The sequence below is a fragment of the Paenibacillus sp. MAHUQ-63 genome, assembly GCF_028765165.1.
Taxonomy (GTDB): Bacteria; Bacillota; Bacilli; order Paenibacillales; family NBRC-103111; genus Paenibacillus_E.
In genome coordinates, this window is the sequence record NZ_JARADB010000003.1 from 960,950 (window position 1) to 973,527 (window position 12,578).

The window sequence follows — 12,578 nt, forward strand, 5'->3', positions numbered from 1 at the left end:
ATTCTACAGGCTATCCGCCACCTATTTCTGCTTCAATCCATGTGCACTACGGTATTCGTTCGGTGAAATCCCTTCGTATTTCTTGAATAAGCGCAGAAAGGTCGTACGGCTAAAGATACCGATCTGTGTGGAAATATCGCTAATTTTCATATCGCTGTTCGCTAATAATTCCTTGGCTTTTTCAATTCGAATCAGGCTGATGTAGTCGGAAATATTCGTCCCTGTCGCCTCTTTAAACATTCTCGATACATACTTGGCGGATAAGCCTATCTCGTTAGCAATCACCTCTAGGTATAAATCTTTTTCATAATGCTTCTCGATATAAGTCGTAATCAACGAAACGACAACACCTGATTTGCTTTCAGGCTTATCTAATGTCGCTGCAATAATTTTCTCGTAGAATTCAAAAATCATTTGCAGTCTGCCATCAAACTCATTGGGTAAAAGCTCCTTATGATCCAAGGAAGCATATTCATCTGCATCAAGGAGATCGTAGACATTAAGTCTCTTTTCCTTCATGTAACGGTTACCTGTTTGAAATAACTCCACTAGCAGAGCACCAAGATAATGATAAGAGACGCCTCTCGTTTTATTCAAAGCAATAATTTCTTCCACTTCTACTTTCAAGGCATCCATATCGCCTGATTTCAGTCCGTTTACAATTTTGTTCTGCTCGAGAAATGAATAGTAATAGTTCTGATCAATAACAAGATCGGTCGCATCCAGAATAGCCATTGTAGACGCATCAGTCCGTTTATCAATAGCAGTAACCGCATCGCTATACGACTTCGACAAGTCATCAATCTTCTCGTATTTTTTGCCTAAACCAATCACTAATTCACAATACATCATGTCGTAAGCGAAGGTCCGTTGTATCATCTCCAAAGACTGGTACAATTTTTTGCGGTCTTCCTCATCTTTCAGATTGACCATACTGACATATAAGTAAGGCTCATATTCCAGCAAATAACAGTTCACATACTTTCTCATCGTGCCCGACAGAACATTTTTCATTTTCTCCAATATTAGCAATCGGTCTGCTTCCAAGATATCATGATAAAATTTATCCCTGAACATAAACATAAAACAGCAGCATAGATAACTACCTGAATGAAAATCCAGTTCATTTAACACTTGGTGCACCGTATTGGCCTGCCCCACGCGAAACCCTTTAATTAAGTTTTTGAAAAACTGCTCAAGGATTTCGTCCGAATAGGTGCTTATCTTCACACTCGCATTCATATTCTGCTGAACCAAATGATTGATACTGTCTCCGATCCGCTGAAGCTCACCGCTGCGGTCCGTTACATGGCCCCATTCCTCAGGGGTTTCCGTTTTTTGTAAAATATCTTTAATATTTTTGATCGGATTATATAGGCGAACACTAAATAGGAAAGAGAACACGATGCTGATGATGATTAAACTTAGGCAAATCCAGATAATCAAACTGAAAATATTAGAGGATTCCTGATTAAAAGAGCTCACAGGAGTTATGGACAGATATCTCCAACCATACTCCGAGACGGCTTGAGCGATCCAATGCTGCTCGTCGCCTATTTGAATCGCCCATTTGTTACCGCGCTGATCCGCTGAGGAACTAGCTGTGATTTGATCGAGAACCTTTTTATCCAGCCCGCTGCTTTGCAGAATCGTTTGGTTATTTTTATCCAACACGACATATTGGGTGGCCGAGTAGATCGAATTGTTCTGTAAGGTTGTCATAATGGTCGGGATCGAAATTGTCGTTACCATCGTGGCCAAATGCCCATTCAAATATTGGGTCGTAATGCTCGGGATCACATCGCGGTTCGAATTCATATTGGCATTGATGACTGTCGTAGGCGTCAGCAGCTCGAATAGGCTGCTCTGAGATAAACGTTTGCGCCAAAAATCTTTATTGTACCCATTAAATTTATAAAATTTATCAAAGAAGACATCAAAGTCAACAATACCGTCACTCAAATAAACGCGCTGGTCGTCAATGAACAAGAAGATATTATCTACAAAATGGCTGATTGTATTCCGATTGCCGGCGATTGATTTTACAATTGACGGCATCTTAATTTTCTCTTCATCTGTCAGTAACGGATAAGGCCGTAAATTTTGCTGAAGCGTATCGCTGAGCAGCAAATTATTATTGGTGGCCTGCGCCATACCTAAATAAATATCCACTGTTTTGGAGGAGGCGATCAAATTATCCGTTAACTTCTCTGAAACATCCTTCTTAATTAATTGGTCCGCGTTATAGTAAGCGATAACTCCAATAATCACAATTGGAATCAACAAGGAGAAGAAATACAGCAGAATCTTAAAGAATAGTCTGTTTTTATTCAAAGATTGCTTAAGATTCTTCCAGCTCAAGATTAATCCCCCATTTACCATGCGACTCAATTGGAAACGCATTCACTCTGATTTATGTTAATTTCGCCAAGGGAACTTAAAATCCTGTTCATTCATTTGTTGCCGAGCAGGAAAAAATTTGAAATTGTAAAACAAAAGAAACGCAGGGCTCTTGCACGCCTACGTTTCCTATCTGCGAACTAGACCGAAAATGCGGAACGTTTACAGCTCAAACATGCTCCTCGTTTGACTATTGCTCAATCCCCTGCATACGGCGCCGATGCAGCCGGAAATTGTTGGGACAACTGTTTGGATAAACGGTAAAGATGCTCGACCTCCAGCCGGTTCGTGGCTGTAAATTCCTCGTGATTTCTTGCCCGTGAATAGTAACTCTTGGCGATCCCATCCATCATTTGAGCATATTTGGCGTTAACGGGATATAGCTGGCGCTCAATGAATGACGCTACAGCCAGTATGCTCAATAAGTATTCAGCTTCCTCAGGCTTCGTCTCCCAATTGTGCAAAAACCATACATACAGATCCGGATGGAAGTTCGCCATAACTCCACTATAACCGTTGACTCCTAATTTCAATGATTCGAGAAGCGTAGCTGTGTTCGCATTGTAAAGCTTCAAAGGAGTTCCTTGAATGACTGCCAGCTTTTCTTTGATCAACTCTACGTCACACGAAGTATCCTTCAAAAAGAAAAATCGGCCGGTATCCGCGCACCATTTCAATTCAGAGGGGGATAGCAGTCTTTTATATGGAAAAGGACACTCATAGATGCCAAGCGCGACATGCTCCGGCAGTTGATCCAGCAGCCGCTGGGCGTTAGACTTCCACACGTCATCGGACTCCTCCTGCGCCGCCATCCGGTTCGAGATTAAGATGACGGCTTCGACGCCTGTCTCCGATATCGCCGTCAATTCCCGGACCTGGTCTTCCAGCGAATCCGAGATGTGCCCCGAAGCAATGACCGGGACGCGCCCTGCCGCCTTCTCGACAACGAATGCAGCAAGCTTCACACGCTCTTCCAAACTCAGAAAGAACATTTCGCTTGACTGGCATACAGCGAATAATCCATCAACCTTATTTTGAATAAACCAATCAATCATTCGTTCCATCGCATCAAAGTCAATGTCTCCCGACTCCTTATATAAGGTAATCATGGTTGGCCATACGCCATCTGGGTTATTAATTTTCATTCGACATCTCTCTTTCCCGGATCGATTTCATCTCGATAAAATCACACTGTGCTATGAGCAAACCTTAACCTTTGACGGAGCCCAGCATTGCTCCTTGTACGAAGTATTTTTGCACGAACGGGTATATGGCAAGCACGGGCAGGATGGCAACGAATACGCAGGCGTACTTGATATTTTCCGTCATGACGGCCAACCCTGCCTCCGCTGCGCCAAGCTGCGCCGATTGCGTAGCCATATCTCCCGAGATGACGATATTCCGCAGGATGATTTGCATCGGATATAGATTCTTCTCGTTTAAGTAAATAAGTGCAGGGAAGAAGCTGTTCCAGTGCGCCACTGCGTAGAACAGAAACATAGTCGCCATGACCGGCAAAGAAAGCGGCAGCACAATTTTGGTGAAAACTCGAAATTCTCCGGCGCCGTCCATAATCGCAGACTCGTGCAGCGCTTCTGGAATATCTTCAAAAAATGTTCTCATCAGAATCATATTGAAAACATTGATCGCAGTCGGAATTAATATGGCCCAGATCGTATTGACCATCCCTAACGCATGAACCACCATATACCGCGGGATCAGACCACCGTCGAAGAACATGGTGAAGACGACAAACAGAGCAAGCATGGAACGTCCATACATATGCTTACGCGACAAAGGGTACGCGCAGAGAGCCGTCATCACCAAATTGATCAGCACTCCGGAGGCCGTATAGAAAATGGTATTGAGGTAGGAGCGCACAATAGCAGGATCATTAAAAATAACGCTGTAGGCTTTAAAATTAATATCGATAGGCCGCCAAAACACTTCACCGCTGCTAGCCGACGATCCGGAACTGATGGATATAATTCCCATATAATAAAGCGGGTATAGCGTAATAAAGATCATAACCAGCATAAAAATGAGGTTCACCGTATCGAATATAGAAAAGTTACGAGCTCGCATTTCAATCCCTCCTGCTAGAACAACCTGGATCCGTTGATTTTTTTGGATATTTGGTTCGCTGAAATGACAAGCGCAAACGCCAATACCGATTGGAAAATGCCCACAGCCGCAGCGAAGCTGAAGTCACTGTCAATCAGCCCTCTGCGATAAACAAAGGTTTGGATCACATCCGCGGTTTCATAGGTGGGACCGCTGTACAGCAATAAAATTTTCTCAAATCCGACCGAGAGCATTTTGCCCAAAGTTAAAAGCAGCATAATCGTAACAACGGTTGAAATCCCGGGCAGTGTAATGTGCAGCAGTTTACGCCAGCGGTTAGCCCCGTCCATCGTTGCCGCCTCATAGAGCTGCGGGTCGATCGTGGTCAATGCCGCCAAATAAATGATCGAGTTCCAGCCAATTCCCTGCCAGATTTCAGAGCCGACATATATGGTCCGGAACCACTGAGGCATGGACATGAAGGTCTTGGCTTCCCCGCCAAAAAGCTTCACGACTTCGTTAATGAGCCCATCGATGGAGAGAAAGTTAACCAGCATGCCTACGACGACAACGGTGGACAAGAAATGCGGAATATAAGTGATGCTTTGAATAAACTTTTTGAACACTTTTTGCTGCAGCTCGTTTAACAATAAAGCGAATATGAGAGAGGAAGGGAAATAGAAAATGAGAGAATACAAGTTGATCAGCACGGTATTGCGAACCACTTGCCAAAAATACGGATCCGTCAGAAATTGGCGGAAATACTTCGTCCCTGCCCACGGGCTATGGAAGAAACCTTTGACGATCGAATAATCTTCAAATGCCATCAAATTCCCAACCATGGGTGCATAATGGAAAATAACAAAATAAGCAAAAGGCAATGAAAACATGAGATACAGCGGCATGCTCTTGCGAATATTTTTTTTAATCTCAACAGCTGGTGTCAAATATCTCCACTCCTTTCCGGATCATCAAGGGGCAGACTGCCGGGTATGCCTTAGCAGCCTGCCCTCTTCTAGCTTAGACTGAACATTGAGCCTTATTTCACACGGGCCAAAGCATCGTTATAGATTTTGACGATATCCTCGGCACCTTTAGCTTTGAGTTGTTTGACGAAGTTATCCCAATCATTGAGCGCACCGTCTGTCACGATGAATTTATCCATGTTTTGAGCCAGGTAAGCGTCAAGCTGGGTACGGATTTGTTTCAGCTTCTCACGCTCTTCCTTTGTAAATGGCGGGTCGTTAACGAATTGAACATTTTCGCCGGCAGCCAAACCTTTGGAGGCTTTCGTATTCCATTCCACCCATTCCTTGGTGTTGAACGGTAATCCCGCATGATCGTCGTTATTCAGAGCAAGTCCGAGGTAGCCTGTGCCATACTCCGATTGCAGCGCATAGAACGCGCTCGGCTGTCTGTCCTTATACTTATTCACGACAGCGTCAGTCAATTTGTAATCGCCGTTTTCGCCTGTGAAGTCCTCCCCTTTGATCCCGAAGTTGGTCACCTCGATTCCCTCTTGGGAATAGAACCAATCCATGAATTGTACGACTTGCTCCGGATTCTTGACTTTGGCATTAATCACATACGATTCCGACAAATGGCCAAGTGCGTAGATCAGGTTACGCTTTGTGCCGCTCGGCGTTGTCATGGTATCCAACATATCGAACTTAGCGTTCGGATCCTTCTTCTGCAGATTAATGTTAAACGTGCTGGCGAAACCATTATTATCTTGGAAATAGAACGACTTGCCCGAGTTGAGCTTTTCTTGCCAAATTTGCGAAGTCGCCGTCGCATAATCCGGATCCAGCAGCTTTTCCTTGTACAATTTATTCAACCATGTAATTGCTTCTTTAAATTCTGGCATCAGCGGCCCGAATTTGTATTTTTTTTCTTTCGGCTCATAGTAAACCTTCGTACCATTGAACGTTGTGTATCCGCTTCCAAATGCGAATGAAATGGGATTGATCAAATTCTCTGTGCCTGTCAGTCCATTGGCCGCACGGGCAGTGAACGGATAGGAATCCGGATTCGCTTCTTTCATTTTCTTCATCACTTGGTATAATTCATCATACGTTGTCGGCTTCTTCAAACCTAACTTGTCAAGCACATCCGTACGGATCATCGATAGCTGGCCGCCTACGCCCTGCCAATTGGCTACAAGAGGGAATCCATAGAGCTTCCCGTCAATTTTGTTTTTATTGATCTCCGGCTGCTGGGAGATGACTTTCTTCAGATTGGGCATTTTGTCCAAATAAGGCGTCAAATCAAGGAAGGTTCCCGTATCGGCGAAGTTCTGAATATCGTCCTGTTTGACCAGCATCACATCCGGCAAGGTGTTCGTTGCGATCAACGTTTTCTTTTTATCATCGTAGTTGCTTTGAGGGACACTTTGGAGATTCAGTTTTACATTTTTACGCTTGGCAATTTCTTGAACGGCTTTGGAATTCGCCACAATAGCTTGCGAAGGATGTTCGTACCTCATCCAAGTCAACGATAGCGGTTGTTGGGCGGATCCTGCTGGGCTTGCCGCACCGGCCGCAGCTGCCGGAGTCGAAGAATTGTCCGTTGAAGTCGTTGAACTGCTTCCGCAGCCGCTAAGCACACTTGATAGCAGCAGCATTGTACCCGTTACTGCCATAATCCCCTTTTTTGATTTCATCGAATGAATCCTCCCATATAATTGGATTGCCTTACACGAGGATCATAGCACACCATTTTCGCACATATGAACGTCCAAATAGGCGTTTAACGTGCCGTTTTTCCACTTATGGAGCAATGATTCATTTCTCCGCCATGATGCAAATAGCCATCATGCACGGTATCGAAGGCAGGCTGCTTCGTCGGTTCTTAGAAAAAACCGCCAGGAAACGGTTCCTCCCGACGGTCTACTAGCAATCGTGCCGATAGCGGAACTGAAGTTCACTATTTGAAGAAAAACGTAAATTGCGGCTATTCAAGGAAATAGCAAACCATAGTTCATAGCAAACCATAGTTCCCTGAATAGCCCCTGACATGTAAGTCATATTATTTCAGCCATTTCAAAACCCTGTAAACGATGGTCGCCACTTCTGCTCTTGTTGCTTTGCCTTCCGGATGAATCCTGTTGTCACTCCCCTCGACGATTCCCGCTTTCACAAGGGCAGCGACGCTTTCTTGGGCATATTCTGCAATGCCAGATGCATCCTTAAAGGCCTTTAAATCGTCACGGTTACCTTGCAGCGATAACTTTCCTGCCTTTTCAAGAGCTCTGGAAATAAGCACCATCAAATCCTGTCTGCTAATTTCCTCAAGCGGGTTAAACTTGTTACCGCCAACCCCTTCTGTAATTCCTAGAGCTTTCGCTATTCCCAGAGCTTCATAATAATAATCGTCTTGATTCACATCATCGAAGTTGCTGCCGAATTCCGCTTTCAGTCCTAAAGCTCTTACAACCATCAATAAAATATCAGCCCTTGCTATATTTTTCTCAGGTGAGAAGGACTGCTCCGAGGTTCCGTTGACGATGCCTTTGCTTGCCAACGCTTCGATGGCTTCTTGAGCCCATAAATAGTTATCCTTTACATCTGTAAATACAGGCTTTGGAGTTGTGTCAGGCTGCTTCGTCGGTGGATCGACAGGAGGTTGCTGAGTTACAGGCGGCACTACGGGTGGCGTTGTTGAACTGCCGCTGCCGCTGCTGCTGCCTCCACCTCCACCGTTGCTGCCGCCGCTGCTTCCCAGCACTTTGACGATTGCCGTTCCGGAGGCTATGTTGCTTCCGTCAATCACTTTTGCCGTCATGATGGCGGTACCGACACTTTTGGCTGTAACCTCGCCCTTCTCGCTCACCGAAGCCACATTCTCATCGCTTGAGCTCCAATGGATGGATTGAATATTGGAATCTTCCGGCGCAATTGCTGCAGCCAACGTGCTGGACTGACCTCTTTGCAGCGTCATCTCAGCCGGTGTGACAATAACGCTTGCAGCAGGAATTCTGACCTCTACATTCGCTGTCTTGGTAAAGCTGCCGTCAAGTGTTTGCGCTGTGATGACAGCAGTGCCTTTATGAACGGCCGTAACAATACCATCCGGGTCTACAGTAGCAATATTGGGGTCGCTTGAACTCCATAGGACCGTCTTATTCGTTGTATCGCTTGGGGATACCGTCGCAATCAGTTCTTCAGATTGTCCCTTGAACAGAGCAAGCTGGGTCAGATTTAACGCTATGCTTTGAGCCGCAACCGCGTTGGGATCCTGATAGAGATATACGCTCAACGGTGCTTTGAAGAACGGCAGCATATCGCTTGTTACACCCTGCGGAAGCTTGGTTTCATCCACGACGCCGGTAAAGTTGCTAATGAGAGAATTAAGTTTATAATTCGCTTTAATAGCCGCAACATCCCAATTCACCGGCAAATCCACGGAAGGAAGATCAGCATTCGCTGCCCCCGGCTTATAGGAGGTATAAGCTTTAATTGTAGATGGGAACAGGGCTTTAATCGCGTGATCGGATGCCGTCTGGATGTTGAAAGATGCAGGAACCGCAATTTCACGGTCGATGCTTTCATATTCCCTGATAACGTTTACATCATCGCCCTGCTTAATCCAATCCTCGGTAATTCGGGCGAAGGTAATATTTTTAAAGCTGCCTAAGGATTGATTGGCAGAGTCCTTATCAAGCGGAGAGAAGAACCGGCTGAAGCTGATCAGGATATCCCCGTTATCTCCTTGCGTGATCGCCGGATAATGGTAGCTTCCCGTACTGCTTCTAGTATCCAGGGCAAGATGCCTTCGGTATGTCCACGTTTTCCCTTCATCGTCCGAGAGGGCGACGGCCAACGTGTTCCGGTTCGATTCCGTATCTACGTGAACGAAGGCCCAATTGCCGCTCTTCAGCTGCAGCAGATCGTGCCCTACACCCGGATCCTGCAGTTCAGGAACATCCTTGACCGTTGACCATGTCAAGCCCTTGTCTTTGGACTCGGAAGCCACGACACGATAAGGTCTTGGACCGTTGTCACGCATATAAGCCACAATCGTGCCGTCTGTTCTTTGAGCCATCGTGGCCTGGATATTGGCGATACCTACGATCGGTTCGCTCATCTCCCAGCGAATCGAGTTATCCGCAAGAGGTTGGGATGGATCGTACTCCGTGAAAGCCATTATGCTCATTTCCAGCATGTCTGAATACAGGGGCAGCAGCAAACGAACTTTGCCGTTGCCTAAATCTACCGCGAACGGCTTATCCTTGGTTTGCCAACCGAGTCGGCGGGCGTACGGATAACCTGAACGAGGCTCCGTCATGGTGTCCGCTACTGTCGGCGCATACAGATATTTCGTTGGGTCGCCGCCGATCAATTGCATCGTCTGTGTGACTAAACCGTCAAATTCGGCTCCATTTACTCGACGGCTCATACCTGCTCCGCCATCTGCAACCGGTTTGAACAAATACTCCTTTTGCTCATCAAGCTTGGCTTTCACCGTATTCACGAAGCCTTTGGCCAACTCTTGGCGCGCTACAACCGGTGCTGTGGCCCAAGACGGTCTGGATGCTGCTCCGGCTCTGTCATCGAGCGACAGACTTATATGATCATCCGCACTGTTCGGATTGACGACGACGCCTATATTTTTACCAAGCTTAATGCCAACATTCTCAGAAAATGTCCAATTCGGCGCTTTGTTGCCAACCTCTTCAAGCTCATAGCTGCCCTTCTCGGCATAAGCATATCGAGGCTGCGAAGTTTGCCATCTGCCCGCCAATACGGGGTACCAGAAAAACCAGAGCCGGTCCCCGGAATCCACATAAACGACAGGATTAATATCCGCAATATCTTGCGCGTCGGTTACGGTGAACGGCTTCATCCACGTTTTTCCGCCATCCGTGGAACGTGCTCCCATAATCCGTGTTGTCGTCGCATCCCGTTCGCCATTCCCCTGAAACCAGACGCACAGCAATTCTCCGCTTGGCAATTCAGCAATGCTGCTGCCGTGTACGTGGTCGCCTGTAGCGCCGTTATCCTTGATGGGATTGAAAATACTTACAGCTCGATCGGATAAGTTGAATGTTCCCGCAGCAGCAAAGGCTGGAACTATACTGGTTGCAGAGATCGCTATACAAACAGACAGTGAAGTTAGTAACTTGAATTTCCTGTTCATCTGCATGACTCCTTTCATTGGGTGACCTTAACGATGAATTTGCAAATAGTTCCATACCGGTTGCTTACTGCGGTAATCATTGCAGTTCCCGGCGCCATGGCTTGGACAATCCCGGTCGCGGGGTTCGTCACAGCTACAGCAGGCATGTCTGAAGTCAATGTTAGCGTATCGACCGACGCATAAGACGATTGTCCGCCTACCGTTAGATTGTAGGTCAGCTGAGAAGTGTCTCCTACTTTCAGTTCCATTGACGGCAACATGGTAACACTATCCATAGACAGTGAACTTCCAGCGCCGTAAGTTGCAGTCAGCACAGAATCGAACAGCATCCCAATCTCGCTGCTGGCGATTCTGGAGAAGCCAATCGTTCTGTCCTCACCGCCGGATGCAGGCATTTTGTATGTATAGTTCATCAAAGCGTTCCCGGCCCGGTCAACGACAACCGACGGATATTCATAGCTCTCGCCATTATTCATGCCATCCTTCACCATGATTGGCTTCCAAGTCAATCCTTCATCGGAAGAAAGCAATAAACTGAAAGAATTTCTATTTCCGTCTTGTTTAGGCTTAACTGCGCTGCGTGAGGTTTCTTGATTGGAGGCTAACAACCAGTCGCCATTCGGAAGCTTGGAAAGTTCAAATCCGCCATCGTTTTTCAAATAAGGATCGACTTTCGGAACACTCCACGTAGCTCCGTAATCGGCAGATTCCGAATATGTCGTGTGCCAAGCCATGCGCCCGTTGCGGCCGTCTAACTTACCGCTTCGGAAATAACCGCGAATCGTGCCGTCCTGCTTTTGAATCAGCGACCCTTGAATCGTACCGGATCCGACTATAGGATCGCTGAATTTCCAGGTGATGCCGTGATCGTCGGTATAGGCGCAAACGGAGTTTGCCAATGAGTCTGAATATAACGGCAAAATTAATCGTTTGGTTACGCCATCTGCAAGTGTGACTTCAATCGGTTTATTTTTCGTTTGCCAGCCCAATCTGCGGTATATAGGTCCCCATGTATTCACATCGTTGTCTGCACCGGAAGAACGCTCAATCGAATTTTTCATAATTGAAGGTTCTTTAACGGAGACTCCCGTGGTCAGCATGGTGATGATTTCATCTGTTCTCCCCGCATAGACATCGTCGTAAGGCTTGGCGGATTTCAAATACGCAACGTACGCCTCATATTTATTTCTCATCTGAACAACAAAAGAGTCTGTAATATAACGAGTAGCGCCGCCAAACCGCGTCGTTACCGGGACATATTGTGACGGGTCCAGATACGTTGCGGCAGTCACGGAATTGGGATTAACAAACTTAATTTCAGCGCCCTTGATGCCATAGGTCCACTGGCCATTCACGTATTTGCCTTCGCCAAACATGCCCTCACCGACATTGGTGTATAAGGGCTGCGGATAGTGCCACTTCGCATTACCGCCATTGCGGGCGGCGTACTCATAGTTGCCCATGTCGGCATACATAAATTTTGTTTGCGTAGATACCCACTGGCCATTGTAGATGACGCCGTAGAACAACCATAGCCGCTGTTGGCTATCGACGAAAAGAACCGGATTGTTATCCGGGAAATCCCATGTATCATAAACAACAAATGGTTCTGTCCAAGTTGTCCCGCCATCTTTCGAACGGGAACCGATCAGTTTGGTCAAATTCCCATCTCTTTCTCCGTTTCCGTTAAACCAGACAGAGAAAAGCGTGCCATCCGGCAGTTCTACCATCGTGGAACCATGATTAGCAATTTTGTCGACAGGCATCATGTTAGAATGGCTAATGCCCTGCGGTGCCGCCGCATCTGCAGCTACAGAACTAAACATGCTGACGATTAACATAATAGACAATAAGAGGGTTAATTCTTTCATCTTCTTCAAACGGGGTCACGTCCTTTCATATTGTTCAAAAACTACCCTTTAATGCCTGTCTCATTGCGTGTGAATACGTTTCGCCGATATATCGTCCCCAGTTTT

General features: G+C 46.3%; 7 protein-coding genes. All 7 read right to left on the reverse strand.

Annotated elements, in window-relative coordinates:
* Positions 1 to 21 precede the first annotated feature (21 nt).
* Positions 22 to 2,361, reverse strand: a complete 2,340-nt coding sequence (locus tag PUT07_RS20285; protein WP_274470210.1) for a helix-turn-helix transcriptional regulator — start codon at positions 2,359 to 2,361, stop codon at positions 22 to 24.
* Between the two features lie 236 nt (positions 2,362 to 2,597).
* Entirely contained in the window at positions 2,598 to 3,545 is a 948-nt protein-coding gene (locus PUT07_RS20290; RefSeq protein ID WP_274470211.1) for a dihydrodipicolinate synthase family protein, read from the reverse strand.
* A 64-nt stretch (positions 3,546 to 3,609) separates the two neighbouring features.
* Positions 3,610 to 4,485: a carbohydrate ABC transporter permease gene (locus PUT07_RS20295; protein WP_274470213.1), complete on the reverse strand. Its 876-nt coding sequence runs from the start codon at positions 4,483 to 4,485 to the stop codon at positions 3,610 to 3,612.
* 14 nt (positions 4,486 to 4,499) lie between these two features.
* Entirely contained in the window at positions 4,500 to 5,411 is a 912-nt protein-coding gene (locus tag PUT07_RS20300) for an ABC transporter permease (protein WP_274470215.1), read from the reverse strand.
* A gap of 92 nt (positions 5,412 to 5,503) precedes the next feature.
* Positions 5,504 to 7,126 carry an extracellular solute-binding protein gene (locus PUT07_RS20305; protein ID WP_274470216.1) on the reverse strand — a complete coding sequence of 541 codons (1,623 nt, stop codon included), beginning with the start codon at positions 7,124 to 7,126 and terminating at the stop codon, positions 5,504 to 5,506.
* A gap of 365 nt (positions 7,127 to 7,491) precedes the next feature.
* A complete protein-coding gene (locus PUT07_RS20310; RefSeq protein ID WP_274470217.1) occupies positions 7,492 to 10,602 on the reverse strand; it encodes an exo-alpha-sialidase in 3,111 nt (1,036 codons plus the stop codon).
* A gap of 14 nt (positions 10,603 to 10,616) precedes the next feature.
* Positions 10,617 to 12,473, reverse strand: coding sequence for an exo-alpha-sialidase (locus PUT07_RS20315; protein WP_274470902.1), 1,857 nt, complete (start codon positions 12,471 to 12,473; stop codon positions 10,617 to 10,619).
* Positions 12,474 to 12,578 lie beyond the last annotated feature (105 nt).

Bases quoted from the DNA above. Each gene is read 5' to 3' on its own strand.
- PUT07_RS20290 (WP_274470211.1), bottom strand. From the start codon at position 3,545: ATGAAAATTAATAACCCAGATGGCGTATGGCCAACCATGATTACCTTA.
- PUT07_RS20295 (WP_274470213.1), bottom strand. From the start codon at position 4,485: ATGCGAGCTCGTAACTTTTCTATATTCGATACGGTGAACCTCATTTTT.
- PUT07_RS20305 (WP_274470216.1), bottom strand. From the start codon at position 7,126: ATGAAATCAAAAAAGGGGATTATGGCAGTAACGGGTACAATGCTGCTG.
- PUT07_RS20310 (WP_274470217.1), bottom strand. From the start codon at position 10,602: ATGAACAGGAAATTCAAGTTACTAACTTCACTGTCTGTTTGTATAGCG.
- PUT07_RS20315 (WP_274470902.1), bottom strand. From the start codon at position 12,473: ATGAAAGAATTAACCCTCTTATTGTCTATTATGTTAATCGTCAGCATG.